The organism is Caulobacter sp., from assembly GCF_049283275.1.
In the GTDB taxonomy this organism is placed as follows: Bacteria; Pseudomonadota; Alphaproteobacteria; order Caulobacterales; family Caulobacteraceae; genus Caulobacter.
This window is the reverse complement of record NZ_JBAPVS010000130.1, coordinates 1-14,598: the sequence shown is the minus strand read 5'-3', so window position 1 is coordinate 14,598 and position 14,598 is coordinate 1. Positions and strand designations below refer to the sequence as shown.

Below are 14,598 nucleotides of genomic sequence, written 5' to 3'. Positions count from 1 at the left end.
GGATGCCCCTGAACGCCGGCATGCCGGCGTCGACGAGCCCTTCCACCGTTCCAGCGGGGGCGGCGACCACGGGGCGCGCATCGTCCGCGAACGCCTGGGTCGAGCCGAGCGTCGCGGTCAGCAGGGCCGCCGCGCTCGCAACGCCGCGCAACGCCCTGGAGAGGTTGGTCATTGGACAGCTCCGGTCTTGGGGGATTTGCCGAGCACCCGCGCCAGCATCAGGAACAGGCCGATGGCCAGCCCGTAGAACGGGACCAGGGTGTAGAGGGCCATCTGCAGCGAATGGCCGGGATACGCCCCCCTGAAGAAGTCGCTGGCGGCGCCGACATAGGTGGGGCCCAGCCCCAGGCCGATGAAGTTCATCACCAGCAGCAGCAGCGCGCCCGACATCACCCGCTGATTGGGCCGGACCTCGGTCTGGACCAAGGTCACCGCGGACGACAGATAGACGTGGTTCAAGCACATCGCCGGAAGCAGGAAAGCCAGCGCCACCGGCCAGGTCGGCGCCCAGACGAAGCCCAGATAGCAGGGCACGGCGGCGACCAGGGCGATGGCAGGCGCCAGAGCGAACGCGCGCTTCGAAAAGCGGGTGAAGCGATCGATTATCCAGCCGGACCCGAAGATGCCCACGCTCATCCCGACGCCGACGACCACGGCGTACCAGAGCGCGACCTCGCGAAGGGTCATGCCCTTTTCGCGCATCAGGAACAGGGTGGCGAAATTGCCCAGGCCATAGGTGATGAACTGGGTCGAACCGCTGCCCAGGGAGACCAGCAGCAGCGCGGGGTTGGAGAAGAACATGCGCAGGGTTTCGCCGAATCTCGCCTGGGGCGGGGCCGCTTCGCCCGCCGGCCGATCAAGCCCACCGCGCTTGGGTTCGCGCACGATGAACGTCAACGCCAAGGCCGCGACGACGCCGACGGCGCCGGTGACCATGAAGGCGTCGCGCCAGCTGAACGAGGCCGCCACGGAGGCTCCGAACGCGATGCCCAGGGCCGCCCCGACCGGCGGGCCGAGGTTGTAGAGGCCCAGGGCCGTGCCCCGGCGCCCGGGCGGAAAATAGTCGGAGATGATCGCATAGGAAGGCGGGACGCCCCCGGCCTCTCCGAAGCCGACCGTCATCCGCGCGACGGCGAAGCCGCCGTAGGACTTGGCCATGCCGCAGGCCATGGTCGCCATGCTCCAGACGCCGCAGGCGATCGCCAACACCGCTACGCGGTTGGTCCTGTCGGCGAGCCACCCCACGGGAATGGCGATGAAGCAGTAGAACGCCGCGAAATACAGGCCGCCGAGAAGCCCGAGCTGACCGTCGGTGATGTGCAGCGTGTCCTGGATCGGTTTGGCCAGGATCGACAGCAACTGCCGATCCAGGAAGTTCAGGACGTAGATGAACCACAGACACGCCAGGGCGACCCAGGCCCGCCTGTCGACCGTCGCCGCCGGGACGAGGGTCGATGACGGCGCCAGGGCCAAGGCTTCGTCGGCTTTGGTCATCATTGATCCTTGGGCTGCGGGCCTTGAGGCCGGTCCTGGAGGGCGGCATAGACACCCTGTTGATAGGCAGGCAGAGCGCGGCGGCCGGCCGCGCCACGTCCCGTGGCGATCGTCGCCCCCGAATGCGCGGTCACCGGCACCTGGTGCTGGATCATGTAGATCATGACAAGATCATGGACGGGATCGGCCTGCCACCAGGTGCCGAAGATGCCCGGCCAGGTCATCGAGCCCGGCGCGCCGCAGGCATAGGGGTTGTCGATCACGTCCTCGGCGATCGACAACCCCAGGCCGAAGCCGGACTTTCGCCAAAGGGGCATGCCGGCGAAGGGAATCTGGCGTTGGTCATCGGTCAGCCGGTTGGTCCGCATCAGGCCGACAGACTCGGGCCGCAGCAAGCGCACGCCGTCCAGGGCGCCCTCCCCCAGGAGCATGCGCGCGAACCGATGGTAGTCGCTCGCCGACGAGATCAGTCCGCCGCCGCCCGGCGTGTAGGCCGGCGGCTCGTCGTACATCTCCGGTTCGACCTTCACGAGCCTGCCCGCCGCCTCATCGTATCCGTAGAGGCTGGCAAGACGGCTTCGCTTCTGGTGCGGAAGCCAGAAGTCCGTGTCGGTCATCCCCAGCGGCGCGAAGATCCGCTCGTGCAGGACCTGACGCAACGGCTTGCCTTCGACCCGGCCGATCAGGAAACCCAGCACGTCGGTCGAATGGCCGTAGTGGAAGCGCTCGCCGGGCTGATGGGCCAGCGGCAGGCCGCCGAGCGCGACCAACCATTGGTCCGGGGTCATGCGGTTCATCGCCGGATCGCCCAGCGCGCGCTCGTAGGCTTGCTGGAGCGGTCCTTCCGAGGAAAAGCCGTAGGCGACGCCCGAACGATGGGTGAGCAGGTCCTCGACGGTGATCGCTCGGCGCGCGGGGACGATGTTGCGTAAGGGTCCGGCCGCGTCGCGCAGCACCAGCGGATCGGCCAGTTCCGGGATCCAGCGCGAGATCGGGTCGGTGAGCGCGATCTTGCCCTGCTCGACCAGCATCAAGGCCGCCACCGAGGTGATCGGCTTGGTCATCGAGGCGATGCGGAACAGACTGTCGGGCCGCATCGGGGTCTTGGCTTCGATGTCGCTCCAACCGATCGCCTCGGCCTGGACGATCTCGCCGCGTCGCGAGGTCAGGGTCACGACGCCCGCCAGCTCGCCACGGTCGACAAACGCCTGGAGGGAGGGGCCGATCGCGGCGAGGCCGCCGGGGTCAAAGCCCTGGGCGCGGCGGACGGCGTCACTAGTCATTAAACAGGGCGCTCCGGCCGGACTGAGATCGGTGTCGGTGGTCAGGGGGCTTCCAGCAATGCGCCGGCCGCACCGCGGGGGATCACACGCCCCCGCGGCCGCCGATGATCGCTTCAACCCGCTCAGAAGGTCTTTCGCAGGCTGAGCGCCACGTAGCGCCCGATCGGGTTGTAGGCGCCGCCGATGCCGTCGGTCGCGGGGAAGAACGGCGGGGTCTTGTCGAACAGGTCGTTGACCTGCAAGCCCAGGTCCGTGCCTTGCGTCAGGCCGGTGTTCGGCAAGGTCCAGGAGAGGCGCAGATCGACGGTCGTGTACGCATCGGCCTCGTACGTGCTCGTCCCGGTCGGGGTGGCGAACGTGTTGGTGACGCCGTCGCGGTAGTTGACGAAGCTCACGAAGTTGATCGGACCGGCCGTGAGGCCCACCGTGCCCCGGAGGGTCATTTTGGGAACGCCCAACTTCAGGGAGTCAGACACGGCCGCCGTGGGCGAAAGCTGGGTGTCGTACTTGAAGATGTAGTTGCCCGCGAGGCCGCCGAACACGGCGCCGAAATCGGTCGGGCGCCGATAGTTGACGTTGAAGTCCACGCCGTTGGTCTTGCGAACGCCGAAGTTGCCGCGGCGCAGATCCAACGCATTGCCGATCGCGGGCAAGGGCGTCGGCAAATTGACCGGCACCCCGAGCGCCAGCAGGCTGGCGAGTTGGGCGGCGGAGGGATTGCGATAGACCACCGATGAGAAGGTGGGATCGGTGAAGACCAGGCTGGTCGGCGGGGTTCCGATCACGTCGGTGAAGTTGATGTCATAGAAGGTCGCGCTGGCCAGGAAGCCCGGCAGGGAACGCGGCGCCAGATCGACGCCGAACGAATAGGTCCGCGCCTCTTCGGGCTGCAGGTTGCGATTGCCGCCGAGCAGATAGACCGTGTTGACCTGGGCGGAGCCTCGCGACGGATCGCGGGCGAGGACCCCCGCGGTCGCGGCGTCGTAGTAATAGGCGCCGACGGTGGCGCCGACGTCACGCAGGCCGGGCGCCCTGAACGATTGGCCGTAGGTGCCGCGAAGGGTGACGCCCTCCACCGGATCCCAGTTGACCCCGACCTTGGGATTGGTCGTCGTTCCGAAGTCGCTGTAGTCGTCATGGCGCGCCGACAGCGACAGCGACAGGCGATGCATCAAGGGCGCCTGGTTGGCGGCGCCGAAGATCGGCACGAACAACTCGCCGTAGAAAGACTTGATTTCACGGCCAAGGCTTTCGGGAACCGGCGTCGCCCCGACGAAGCCCTTTTGAGCGAACGTCTCTCGCCGATACTCGGCGCCCGCCGCGATTTTCAGGTCCCCGCCCGGAAGCGTCAGCAGCGGCCCGTCGATCTTGACCGCGCCCAGCTTGGTGCGCTGCTGGATGGTGACGCTGGTCGAGTAGTTGGTGATGCCCGCGACGACCGACGGCGACGTGCCCTGGCCGAACGGATCCAGAGCCGTCGCGGCGGTGGTTCCGGCCGCCGCGGCCGCCAGCGCCACGGGATTGATCATGGGCAGGAAGGCCACATGCTCGGCCCAATCATAGGTGCCGTAGACGCTCAGATTGAAATCGCGCGGCAGCCGCACATCGGCGCCGCCGGACGAGTTGCCCGCCTTGACGCGATAGGTCTGCTCAAAATGGTCCGCGCCGACGAGATTGTCGGGACGGAAGAAAACGGTCTCGAACAGCGCCCCGCTCGCCGGCGGAGCCTTGAAGAACGGATTGAAGGCGGTGAGGAAAACCGACTGGGCGGGTATCGCCGCCCGGACCGTGTCCTTGCGGTCCGAGTAGAGAACGTCGCCCCACAGCGTCACGCGATCGCCCACTTCCTGCCGAGCCGACAGGAAGGCGCTATGCAGGCGCGAGGCCGGGACCAGATCGACCGGAGCGCCCAGGTCGCAATAGTTGGTCGTATTCGGCGCCAGGGCGGGCGCGGCATAGACCGTCGCGCCGACCACCGCGTTGGGTGACGAACAGCTGGTTCCCCGGGCGTCGACCCCGCCGAACGGCCGGAAGTCCACGGTGCGATAGTCACGATCGCCGCCCGTGATGTTGCCGTTTTCCGCGTATTGATACGCGGCCAGAACCGATCCGCCCGTCCACTCGCGGCCGGCCAGGCCGCTGACGCTGAAGGTGTGATAGTCGTCGGCCACGCCGTAGTGCACGGCGGTCTCGACGCCGGAATGGCGTTTGCGAGTGATGAAGTTCACGACGCCCGCGATGGCGTCCGAGCCGTAGATCGCCGAGGCGCCGTCCGCGACGATCTCGACGCGCTCGATCGCCAGGTCCGGAATGAACGGGAAGTCGGGGTTGGTCTCGTTGGCGCCCCCGGCGACCAGTCGGTGACCGTTCAGAAGCGGCAGGGTCGCGGCGGCCGGCAGGCTGCGCAGGCCCGGCGCGAACGCCCCGGCGCCGCCGTTGGCGGCTCTCGGCGCGGTGTTGAAGCTGTTCAGTTGCGGCACGGTGGCCAGCAGATCCGGCGTCGTGGCCGCGCCGATGGCCTTGATCTCCTCGCGCGAGACGCTGATCAGGTTCGAGCCGATCGGGGGAACCCCGCGGATGCTCGAACCGGTGACGATCAGCTCTTCGAGCACAGTGTCCGACGCCTCGCTCGCCGACCCGGCCGGCGGCGGATTAGCCGTTTGAGCCGCGCCGTGTCCGGCCACGAACAGCATCGCGACAAGCGACGTGCCCGATAGCGCGGCCTGCCGCGCGGTTTTCCAGGTTTTAGCCATTTCGAACCCTCCCCATTTATTTTTGCTTGCCCAAGCCGTAACCGCAGGCGGGAGGGTTCGTCAAGTTCATTCATTTAGTGCTAAATGAAATCTCTGCACGGCATCGCTTGACCCGATGAGTCCGCCGCCCCATCGTCCCCCGCGTTACGAGTGGGTTGCGTCGTTCCGGACGCGTATGATTTGGAAGGCCGCGGACTATGGCAGCAGCGTCGAAACCCGAGGGGCGCCGCACACGCGCCGAGCAGCGGGCTACGACCGTGAAGACGATCCTCGATACGAGCGAGGATCTCTTCGCCCAGCTCGGCTATTTCGGGGTGACGATCAAGGACGTCGCCGATCGGATGGGCATCCATCCGGCGCTGATCCACTACTACTTCGACGGTAAGAAGGCGCTTTTCGACGCCGTCTTCGAACGTCGGGTCGAGTATGCCGTGACGACGCGAACCGCCGGGCTGGACGCCTACGAAGCCGAGGTCGGAGACCATCCGACCGTCGAGGGCGCGCTGCGCTGCTATTATGACGGGGCGTTCGACGTCTACATCAAGGGCGACGAGGGCTGGCGCAACTTCGGGCGGATTTTCGCGCAGGTGAACAACGCGCCCGGCTACGGCGCGGAGAAGATGGACACCTATTTCGATCCTCTGGTGCTGCGGCTGATCGGCCTTCTGAAGAAGGCCTTGCCCGACGCGGAGCCCGAGGATCTGTTCTGGAGTTTCCAGTTCACCTCCGGCGCCTATTCGCTGATCCTGTCACGGACCGGCCGCATCGATCGCCTGTCGGGCAATCTGTGCGCGTCCGATGATTTCCAGGCGGTCCGTGAGCGGTTCGTGACCTTCATGGCCGGCGGCCTCGACGCCCTCTACAGGCGCCGGAAGTCGACGTCGGCGTGAGCCTCGCCCGCCGTCGCCGTCTTCACGACGGCGCGGCCGGCTCCGTGACCTTGACCAGTCGCGCCTCGCGAAGGGCGGCCCGGCGCACCTTTCCGGCTTCGTCCCGCAAGGACTCGCGGGTGAACTCGATGCTCTTGGGCAGCTTGAAGCGCGCCAGCCGCCCGGCGAGGAATTCCAGAAGCTCCTCGTCCTCCAGCCCGGCGTCTTCGACCGGCTGGACGATCGCATGGATGCGGGCGCCCCACTCCTCGTCGGGAAGTCCGATCACCGCGCTGGTTCGAACCGCCGGATGGGCGTCGATCGCGGCCTCGACCTCGGCCGGATAGATGTTCGCGCCGCCCGAGATGATCAGGTCGTTGCGGCGATCCGAAAGATAGAGATAGCCGTCCTCGTCCACGCATCCCAGATCTCCGGGCGCCTCCCATTCGCCGACCCGCCGGGGCGTGCTGCCCAGATAGTGATAGGTCGATCCCGGCCCGCCGCGCGGGCGGAAATAGATCTCGCCGACCTCGCCGACCGGACGCTCCTGCCCCGCCTCGTCGAGGATCTTCAGCTCATAGCCTTCGCGAACCCGGCCCACCGACCCGCGATGCGCCAGCCAGTCCGTGCCCGAGATCATCGTCGATCCGGTCCCTTCGGTGGTCCCGTAATATTCCCAGACCCGTTCGCTTCCGAGCCAGTCGATCCACGCTTCCTTGAGCCACGGCGCGCAGGGCGCGGCCATGTGCAGCATCATGCGTAGGCTGGGCAGCGTGAAGCGCGAGAGGGTGTCGGGGCCCAGACGCCAGATGCGGTGCATCATGGTCGGCACCAAGGTCACCCAATTCACCTTGTGCGCTTCGATCAGCTCGAGCGCGCGAAGCGCGTCGAACCTTCCCATCTCGACGATCGTGGCGCCGACGAACAGGCCCATGTGGATGCAGTGGAACGGGGCGTTGTGGTAGAGCGGCCCGGGGTTGAGGATCACGTCGCCGGGGTGCTGCCCCAGGAAGCCCTCCTGCGGATTCCACCGCGCCGGCATGGCGTCCACGATGACCTTCGGCCGCCCGGTGGATCCTCCGCTCGTCATCGCCTTCCAGTGCGGCGAGACCACTTCCGGCAGCGCGTCGGTCGAATATCGCTCGAGCGTTCCCAGGTCCGCGGCGAGCGCCGGAACACCGGGTCCCGGCGGGGTCCCGACGAACAGCTTGGGGCGAACGATGTCGAGGATCGCCTCCATTTCGAGACGCGGGAGCTTGGCGGCGACGATGTTCGGTACAGCGCCCAGCTTCCAGAGCGCGAAGGTGGTCTCGTAGAACTCCAGGCCGTTGGGAAGCGCGACCGTGACGAAGTCGCCCTGGCCCACGCCATGCGCCGCCAACATCCGCGCCCGCCGGTTCGAACGCGCGTCCAGCTCGTCGTAGGCGACGGAGACATCGTCCACGATCAACGCCGTGCGGGAAGGCGATCGGCGCGCGTGGTGGGTGAGAATGGAGCTTAGTGCGACACCATCGTTCGACATAGCGATACGCCTCCCTGGAAGCCCGCCCCACAACGCCTTCTTGGTGCGTCCGAGCTGGGCATGACGATAGAACCCAGTTTCATTAATTTAGCCGTGAATGAATGAAAAGCAAAATCACCAGCAACCGCAGCATCGCCGCTGCGCCTGGTCTTCCGAGGCGAATTCCTGGGTTGGATTCGAGCGGGGCGCGCCGGGGCGCCGCCCGCCGCAGCGTCAGTCGACCGCGAGGATGACGTGCGAGGCCTTGATCAGCGCCTGGGCCCGAGCGCCGACCTTGAACCCCAGGGCTTCGCCGCTGCCGCGCGTGATCGTCGCGGTGAGGGTCTTTCCGGGCTCCATCTCCAGCACGACCTCGTCATTGACCGCGCCCTGGTCGTGGCGGATCACGACGCCCGCCAGGCAATTGCGGGCCGAGGTCCGCAGGCCCTCGTCGCCTTGAGCCAGGATCACGAAGCTCGACTTGATCAGGGCGATGGCCTCCCGGCCGGGCGTCAGGCCAAGGTCCGTCACGCTCTCGCGGGTGACGACGGCGACGATGGCGACGCTCGGAGAGACCCTCAAGGTCACCTCGGCGTTGACGGCCCCGGGGGTGACGGTCTCGACGACGCCGCGCAGAGCGTTACGGGCGCTGGTCTTCATGCCGAAACTCCAGATCAGGGATGTGAGATCGACGTCGCCGCCGCCCAGGGCGTCTTCCAGCTGCCCGACAAGGTGGCTCAAGCCGTCCTCGACTCGGGCATAGGCGGCCAGGACGGCTTCACCGGCGGGCGTGACCTGGGCCGCGCCGCCCTTGCGACCGCCGGTCTGGGCGACGACCAGGGGCCGCTCGAAAAGGTTGTTCAGCGCCTGGACCGCGTCCCAGGCGCCCTTATAGCTGAGCCCGATCTCCTTGGCCGCGGCCGTGATCGAGCCGTGGACCTGGATGGCGGTCAGCAGGCGGATGCGATCCGGTCCCACACGGGACGCGGGGCCTTTGCGCAGCTGGAGGACGGCCTGGACCGGAAGCGATCGGATCATGGTCGATCTATGCGGCAAGCCACGCCCCGAGCCAATCATGATGGCGTCGCCAACCGCGCCAGGCCCGCCGTACACGGTGCAAGAATGCATTGCGGCCGACCCAGGCCGAGCCGATAGTTTCCCTCCGCCACCTCTGTTCTGCATGGAACGCGCCTTGAACAGCCCGACCGGTCCAGACCCCATCGACGTCGCGGTAGGCACCCGCATCCGTGTTCAGCGGCGGCACATGCAGATCAGCCAGGACGAGCTGGCCCAGGTGTTGGGCCTGACCTTCCAGCAGATCCAGAAATACGAACGCGGGGCCAATCGGGTCTCGGCCTCGATGCTGGTGCGCATCGCCGCCAAGCTGCAGACCACGGTCGGCAGCCTGGTGGGCGAGGATGTCGTGGCCGAACAGGACGCGGCCGTGTTGACGGCGCTGTCGACGCCCGGCGCGATCGACCTGCTGCGGGCCTACAGCCAGGCCACCCCCAAGGGGCGCAAGGCGATCCTGACCGTGGCCAAGACCCTGGTGGAACCAGACGAGACGGCGAGCGCGGGTTAGGAGCCAAGGCTAGATCAAACCCATCTTGGTTTGTCATCCCGGACGAAGCGAAGCGAAGATCCGGGACCGCCGGAAGCTCTGAGTTCACGCGTCGGTCCCGGATCTGCGCGCTGCGCGCTTGTCCGGGATGACAGTGAAGAACCTAAGCCGCCCCCGCCTCCAACCGCTCGATCCCCTTGACCCCGGCCTCCGTCAGCGACGCCACCAATTCCTCGACCGCGGCGTCGACCTGCGCCGGATCGCGGCCGCGGATCACCAGGTTGGCGCCGTAGAGGTCGGGCGGGGCGAAGAACGGATAGCTGCCGATCGACAGGTCCGGATGGGCCTTGGCCACCGCTTCCAGCGGCGCGGCGATCGTGCCCTCGCCGACGCCGGTGACGCGGACCGTCTTGCTGATCACCACCGCCCCGGTGCGCAGGCGCGGACCCACGTCGTCGAGCATGCCCCGCATGATCGCCGGCACGCCGGCCAGGACGAAGACGTTGCCGATCTGGAAGCCGGGCGGGCCCTGGACGGGGTTCTTCACCAGCACGCCGCCCTCGGGCACATGGGCCATGCGCCGGCGGGCGGCGTTGGGCTCGCCCCAGCGCTCGCGCAGCAGGGCCATGATCTCGGGATGCTCGGGGGCGGTGACCCCGAAGGCCTTGGCCACCGAATCGGCGGTGATGTCGTCGTGGGTGGGGCCGATGCCGCCGGTGGTGACCACATAGTCGTACCGCGTGCGCAGCGCGTTGACCGCGTCGACGATCTCCTGCTCGACATCGGGCACGATCCGCACCTCGCAGACATCGACGCCGTAGGCGCCCAGGTATTTGGCGATGGCGTTGAGGTTCACGTCCTGGGTGCGCCCCGACAGGATCTCGTCGCCGATGATCAGAACGGCCGCCGTCACGCGTTCGCTGGTCGTCATCGTCTCGATCCCCTACATCCGAACATCTCTGCCGTCCGACTTAAGGCCACCATGCTTCTCCCGCAACCGATGGCGCGCGGCGTCATCGTCCAGCGCTACAAGCGCTTCTTCGTCGACCTGGTGCTGGACGACGGTCGCGAGGTCACCGCCCACTGCCCGAACCCGGGCGCGATGCTGGGCGTGAACCTGCCGGGCCAGGGGGCGTGGGTGTCGTGGTCGGACGATCCCAAGCGCAAGCTGGCCGCGACGCTGCAACTGGTCGAGGTCCCCGGGCCCGACGGCAAGGGCCTGGTTGGGGTCAACACCCACCTGCCCAACAAACTGGTCGCCGAGGCCCTGCTCAGCGGGGTGATCCCCGAGCTGACCGGCTACGCCTCGATCCGCCCGGAGGTGAAGTACGCCGCCGCCAGCCGCGTCGACTTCCTGCTGACCGATCCCGAGCGCCCGCCGTGCTGGCTGGAGGTCAAAAACTGTCACTTTTCAAGGAGCAAGGGACTTGCGGAGTTTCCGGACTGCATGGCCGCTCGCTCGACCCGACACCTATCCGACCTGAGTTCGATGGTCGCGCAAGGGGATCGGGCCGCTGTTCTCTTCGTCGTTCAGCGCGACGATTGCGAAGAGTTCAAGGCCGCCGAAGACATCGACCCGGCTTTCGCGCGCGGACTCGCGGCGGCGAATGACGCGGGTGTCGAGGTGCTGGTTTACGCTTGCGACATGTCCACCGATAGGGTGCGGATCAGTCACCGCATCAGTGGACCATTCAACGAAGGAACGCTTCAGAACGGCTAATCCAGCGGCGTCTGCGTCCGTTCTTGTCGGGTCATCACGGCAGAACATACACAAAACATACCCGTTCATCTGCTGCACCGTGCGTTGACCCGAATCCGAATTTGGCCCCCCATACCCCTTGGGTCTTTCGTTTTTTAATGAAGGACTCCGACCAATGACCCCCAAGAAAATCCGAGCAACAAAGCCACCGCCGGACGCGGAGCCGACTGCCAATGAGCCCAAGCTGACGGTCTCATTCTGGGGCCTGAAGGTCGATGGCTCTGGCGTTGTCGGTGTAAGGTTCGCCTTCACCATCGTCTTAGTTGTTTGTGGCCTGTGGGTGCTGAACACAGTCTTCAGCTTCTTTCACCAATGACGCGGCAACTCGACTCCCCTGCCCCTCGTGCTTACGGTCTCGGCAGGGGGATTTCGCATGGAACGAATGGCACTGGCGGCGGCGTTGCTGGTTCTGGTGGGCTGCGACGGCAGGCCCGACACGTTTGGTCAGAACTACGACGCATGCATTCTTCAAAACGCCGTCAAAGGGGGCGACGTGGACAGCCGCGCGGTCGCCACTTCGATCTGTAAGCGACACTTCATCAAGGTGTGGCCGAAGGGCAAAGCGTACCCGACCGTGGTGATCACCACTCTCGGTCCGGCTTACGACAACTACGGTGCGCCGATAGAGGGCGACACGATGATGGTCACGGTCAGGAACGACGACCCGATGACGACCATCACCAAGCTCCATGTCTCGGCCATCTTCATGAAACAGGCGCCAAATCAGCCCAAGGGCATAGCCGTCCCGACCATGGTCGATTGGGACTATGACATTGATGTCGAGCCAAACGACGCTCAGGCATTCACGCTCTTGTTCAATGGCGACAAGGCCCCATCGCACGATTTCACCGCCGTCGTTGAGCCCTTGGAGGTTCTTCCGCACGGCAACCCCCGCCGGTAGGTCGCGATGGAGATGCTGCTTGGGCTGGGTGCCCTTCTCATCGTCGGCACCGTGGCCGGACTCGGCATGTCCTCGATCAACATGACCGCCAAAGACAAGGCCGATCTCGCCGCCAAGCCTGCCCTCTATCAAGCCCTTGTGAAGATGTGCCGGTGGGTCTGCTACGCGGTTGTTGTCGTGGCCGTCCTCTGGATGCTGAAGGATTGTGTTGGCCGCTCCGGCGGTAGCGATTGTCAGTACGGGCGCACCGGGGCGCAGTGCGGGCCGGGCTAGAAATCCAGCGCAATGACGGGACGGCGCACAAGCTAGACATGCGGCAATATCTGGAACGGTTGCGAGTCAACCACGACTACCAGCGTGAGTTTCTAAGGATGTGGGCAATGGGCGCCCTGATCTCGCTGGGCGATGAGCTTCAGGTCTACGGGTACTTCGACCACGCCCCGATCTTGGAGATGGTCTACCACCTGCGGAACGGCATGGCCCACGGCGGCAAGTTCAACATCGACGACCGGGGCAAGAGAAGGCTGGCGAGGTACCCGGCCCACAATCGGCAGGCTGTCTCCCATAGCCCGGCGGGCACGTGGTTCGAGATTACCGAGACGACCAACGGAAACATCCTTTGGGACTTCATGGTCCGGCGGACGTGATCGACCTTTTCCAATCGGTCGGCTGGCACTTGGACAACCCGTAGCCCACGCCAGCATTGAACTTCTGTGCTATCGTTGCGACATACGCCTCGAACACACCTGTACGCTGGCCGCCCCGAAAAGCACGCCGCCCCGCTTGAGATAGAACCGCCATGACCCTTGACGACACGGCCGAGATCGAAGCCGAAACCCGCACCGGCGCGATCAAGATCCACAAGCCCGCCGACTTCGAAGGCATGCGCAAGGCCGGCAAGCTGGCCGCCGAGTGCCTGGACATGCTGATCCCGCACGTTCAGCCCGGCGTGTCGTCCGACCACCTGGACACCCTGGCCCGCGAGTTCATCCTCGATCACGGCGCCCTGCCCGCCTGCCTGTTCTATCGCGGCTACCCCAAGACCGTCTGCATCTCGCGCAACCACGTGGTCTGCCACGGCATCCCCGGCGACTGGGCGCTGCGCGAAGGCGACATCGCCAATATCGACGTGACCGTGATCGTCGACGGCTGGCACGGCGACACCTCGCGGATGTACGGCGTCGGCGAAGTGGGCCCGCGGGCCCGCCGCCTGGTCGAGATCACCTATGAGGGCATGAAGCGCGGCCTGGACGCGGTGAAGCCGGGCGCGACCCTGGGCGACATCGGCTACGCCATCCAGTCGTATGTCGAGGCCCAGCGCTGCGGCGTGGTGCGCGACTTCTGCGGCCACGGCCTGGGCAAGGTGTTCCACGACGCGCCCAATATCCTGCACTTCGGCCGCCCCGGTCAGGGCGCGGTGCTGAAGCCTGGCATGTTCTTCACCGTCGAGCCGATGGTGAACCTGGGCAAGCCGGCGGTGAAGGTGCTGGGCGACGGCTGGACGGCCGTGACCCGCGACAAGTCGCTGTCGGCCCAGTGCGAGCATTCGATCGGCGTGACCGAGGACGGCTACGAGGTGTTCACCGCCTCGCCGGCCGGGCTGTTCCAACCGGCGATCCTGGCGGGGTAAAAAGAAACCCTCTCCCAGAGGGAGAGGGTTACAACGACTCGACAACCTTCAATTGATCTGACCTAATTCCCTCTCGCTTTCGGGGGCGTGATGGTCAGCGGCAGATCACTCAAGGCGACGCCTGGCCTGACGGAGGCTTCGCCCGCCGCCCACCAGCTGGGCCACCGCGAACGTCTTCGCGATCGCGCCAAGGCCGGCGGCCTCACCGCCCTGCCCGACTACGAACTGCTGGAGCTCTATCTCTTCCGCACCTTCGCGCGCGGCGACGTCAAGCCGATGGCCAAGGCGCTGCTGGCCCGGTTCGGCTCGTTCGGGGCCACGATCGCCGCCTCGATCGAGGAGCTGAAGACCGTGGCCGGGGTCGGCGAGAGCGCGGCGGTCGACATCAAGCTGCTGCACGAGGCCGCCCTGCGGGCCGGCCGCGACAAGATCGCCAAGCGGCCGGTGATCTCGTCCTGGACGGCGCTGCTGGGCTATGTCCGCGTCGCCCTGGCCAACGAACCGCGCGAGCAGTTCAGGGTCTTGTTCCTGGACAACAAGAACCGGCTGATCGCCGACGAGGTGATGAACCACGGCACGGTCGACCACGCTCCGGTCTATCCGCGCGAGGTGATGCGCCGGGCGCTGGAGCTGTCGAGCAGCAACATCATCCTGCTGCACAACCATCCCAGCGGCGATCCGACCCCGTCACGGCCCGACATCGACATGACCAAGCAGATCGTCGAGGCCGGCAAGGCGCTGAAGATCAACGTCCACGACCATCTGGTGGTCGGCCGCGACGGGGTGGCCAGCTTCAAGGCGTTGGGACTGTTCTGACCGCCTTTGCCTTTTCCTTTGCATCACCCGA

The 14,598-nt window shown here is 66.4% G+C and carries 15 protein-coding genes; 9 read left to right on the top strand and 6 right to left on the bottom strand.

Annotation, left to right across the window (positions count from 1 at the left end; all coding sequences use genetic code 11):
* Positions 1 to 168: 168 nt before the first annotated feature.
* From WAL33_RS06310 to WAL33_RS06300, 3 genes are all read right to left on the bottom strand, one after another.
* Positions 169 to 1,497, bottom strand: coding sequence for a spinster family MFS transporter (locus WAL33_RS06310; RefSeq protein WP_422179570.1), 1,329 nt, complete (start codon positions 1,495 to 1,497; stop codon positions 169 to 171).
* Positions 1,494 to 2,777, bottom strand: coding sequence for a serine hydrolase domain-containing protein (locus tag WAL33_RS06305; RefSeq protein ID WP_422179568.1), 1,284 nt, complete (start codon positions 2,775 to 2,777; stop codon positions 1,494 to 1,496). Before WAL33_RS06305 ends, WAL33_RS06310 begins: the two co-directional genes overlap by 4 nt.
* A gap of 122 nt (positions 2,778 to 2,899) precedes the next feature.
* Positions 2,900 to 5,530: a TonB-dependent receptor plug domain-containing protein gene (locus WAL33_RS06300; protein WP_422179567.1), complete on the bottom strand. Its 2,631-nt coding sequence runs from the start codon at positions 5,528 to 5,530 to the stop codon at positions 2,900 to 2,902.
* A 197-nt stretch (positions 5,531 to 5,727) separates the two neighbouring features.
* On the opposite strand from WAL33_RS06300, the gene WAL33_RS06295 reads away from it, so the two are divergent.
* On the top strand, positions 5,728 to 6,420 hold the full coding sequence (locus WAL33_RS06295; RefSeq protein ID WP_422179565.1) for a TetR/AcrR family transcriptional regulator: 693 nt from the start codon (positions 5,728 to 5,730) through the stop codon (positions 6,418 to 6,420).
* A gap of 22 nt (positions 6,421 to 6,442) precedes the next feature.
* Here WAL33_RS06295 and WAL33_RS06290 read toward each other — a convergent pair whose 3' ends face one another.
* Positions 6,443 to 7,921 (bottom strand): AMP-binding protein, encoded by a 1,479-nt coding sequence (locus tag WAL33_RS06290; protein WP_422179563.1) that lies wholly within the window; start codon positions 7,919 to 7,921, stop codon positions 6,443 to 6,445.
* 213 nt (positions 7,922 to 8,134) lie between these two features.
* Positions 8,135 to 8,938 carry a TOBE domain-containing protein gene (locus WAL33_RS06285; RefSeq protein WP_422179561.1) on the bottom strand — a complete coding sequence of 268 codons (804 nt, stop codon included), beginning with the start codon at positions 8,936 to 8,938 and terminating at the stop codon, positions 8,135 to 8,137.
* A 154-nt stretch (positions 8,939 to 9,092) separates the two neighbouring features.
* On the opposite strand from WAL33_RS06285, the gene WAL33_RS06280 reads away from it, so the two are divergent.
* The gene (locus WAL33_RS06280) at positions 9,093 to 9,482 is read left to right on the top strand and encodes a helix-turn-helix domain-containing protein (RefSeq protein WP_422179559.1); all 390 of its coding nucleotides are present in this window, start codon (positions 9,093 to 9,095) and stop codon (positions 9,480 to 9,482) included.
* 142 nt (positions 9,483 to 9,624) lie between these two features.
* On the opposite strand, the gene WAL33_RS06275 is transcribed toward WAL33_RS06280, so the two are convergent.
* Complete coding sequence (locus tag WAL33_RS06275; RefSeq protein ID WP_422179557.1) at positions 9,625 to 10,392, bottom strand: competence/damage-inducible protein A; 768 nt, start codon at positions 10,390 to 10,392, stop codon at positions 9,625 to 9,627.
* 51 nt (positions 10,393 to 10,443) lie between these two features.
* On the opposite strand from WAL33_RS06275, the gene sfsA reads away from it, so the two are divergent.
* From sfsA to radC, 7 genes are all read left to right on the top strand, one after another.
* On the top strand, positions 10,444 to 11,181 hold the full coding sequence (gene sfsA / locus WAL33_RS06270; RefSeq protein ID WP_422179555.1) for a DNA/RNA nuclease SfsA: 738 nt from the start codon (positions 10,444 to 10,446) through the stop codon (positions 11,179 to 11,181).
* Between the two features lie 154 nt (positions 11,182 to 11,335).
* The gene (locus tag WAL33_RS06265; protein ID WP_422179553.1) at positions 11,336 to 11,536 is read left to right on the top strand and encodes a hypothetical protein; all 201 of its coding nucleotides are present in this window, start codon (positions 11,336 to 11,338) and stop codon (positions 11,534 to 11,536) included.
* Between the two features lie 57 nt (positions 11,537 to 11,593).
* On the top strand, positions 11,594 to 12,121 hold the full coding sequence (locus WAL33_RS06260) for a hypothetical protein (RefSeq protein ID WP_422179551.1): 528 nt from the start codon (positions 11,594 to 11,596) through the stop codon (positions 12,119 to 12,121).
* Positions 12,122 to 12,127: 6 nt separating this feature from the next.
* Positions 12,128 to 12,394, top strand: a complete 267-nt coding sequence (locus WAL33_RS06255) for a hypothetical protein (protein WP_422179549.1) — start codon at positions 12,128 to 12,130, stop codon at positions 12,392 to 12,394.
* Between the two features lie 107 nt (positions 12,395 to 12,501).
* Complete coding sequence (locus WAL33_RS06250; protein ID WP_422179547.1) at positions 12,502 to 12,768, top strand: hypothetical protein; 267 nt, start codon at positions 12,502 to 12,504, stop codon at positions 12,766 to 12,768.
* A 152-nt stretch (positions 12,769 to 12,920) separates the two neighbouring features.
* Positions 12,921 to 13,751, top strand: a complete 831-nt coding sequence (map, locus tag WAL33_RS06245; protein ID WP_422179545.1) for a type I methionyl aminopeptidase — start codon at positions 12,921 to 12,923, stop codon at positions 13,749 to 13,751.
* A gap of 90 nt (positions 13,752 to 13,841) precedes the next feature.
* Positions 13,842 to 14,567 (top strand): RadC family protein, encoded by a 726-nt coding sequence (radC, locus tag WAL33_RS06240; RefSeq protein ID WP_422179543.1) that lies wholly within the window; start codon positions 13,842 to 13,844, stop codon positions 14,565 to 14,567.
* Positions 14,568 to 14,598 lie beyond the last annotated feature (31 nt).

What these genes read in the sequence shown, in the direction of transcription:
- WAL33_RS06300 (WP_422179567.1), bottom strand. Translation starts at nt 5,530, where the DNA reads ATGGCTAAAACCTGGAAAACCGCGCGGCAGGCCGCGCTATCGGGCACG.
- WAL33_RS06285 (WP_422179561.1), bottom strand. Translation starts at nt 8,938, where the DNA reads ATGATCCGATCGCTTCCGGTCCAGGCCGTCCTCCAGCTGCGCAAAGGC.
- map (WP_422179545.1), top strand. Translation starts at nt 12,921, where the DNA reads ATGACCCTTGACGACACGGCCGAGATCGAAGCCGAAACCCGCACCGGC.
- WAL33_RS06290 (WP_422179563.1), bottom strand. Translation starts at nt 7,921, where the DNA reads ATGTCGAACGATGGTGTCGCACTAAGCTCCATTCTCACCCACCACGCG.
- WAL33_RS06275 (WP_422179557.1), bottom strand. Translation starts at nt 10,392, where the DNA reads ATGACGACCAGCGAACGCGTGACGGCGGCCGTTCTGATCATCGGCGAC.
- WAL33_RS06250 (WP_422179547.1), top strand. Translation starts at nt 12,502, where the DNA reads ATGGGCGCCCTGATCTCGCTGGGCGATGAGCTTCAGGTCTACGGGTAC.
- radC (WP_422179543.1), top strand. Translation starts at nt 13,842, where the DNA reads ATGGTCAGCGGCAGATCACTCAAGGCGACGCCTGGCCTGACGGAGGCT.
- WAL33_RS06310 (WP_422179570.1), bottom strand. Translation starts at nt 1,497, where the DNA reads ATGATGACCAAAGCCGACGAAGCCTTGGCCCTGGCGCCGTCATCGACC.
- WAL33_RS06260 (WP_422179551.1), top strand. Translation starts at nt 11,594, where the DNA reads ATGGAACGAATGGCACTGGCGGCGGCGTTGCTGGTTCTGGTGGGCTGC.
- WAL33_RS06265 (WP_422179553.1), top strand. Translation starts at nt 11,336, where the DNA reads ATGACCCCCAAGAAAATCCGAGCAACAAAGCCACCGCCGGACGCGGAG.
- WAL33_RS06255 (WP_422179549.1), top strand. Translation starts at nt 12,128, where the DNA reads ATGGAGATGCTGCTTGGGCTGGGTGCCCTTCTCATCGTCGGCACCGTG.
- WAL33_RS06295 (WP_422179565.1), top strand. Translation starts at nt 5,728, where the DNA reads ATGGCAGCAGCGTCGAAACCCGAGGGGCGCCGCACACGCGCCGAGCAG.
- WAL33_RS06305 (WP_422179568.1), bottom strand. Translation starts at nt 2,777, where the DNA reads ATGACTAGTGACGCCGTCCGCCGCGCCCAGGGCTTTGACCCCGGCGGC.
- sfsA (WP_422179555.1), top strand. Translation starts at nt 10,444, where the DNA reads ATGCTTCTCCCGCAACCGATGGCGCGCGGCGTCATCGTCCAGCGCTAC.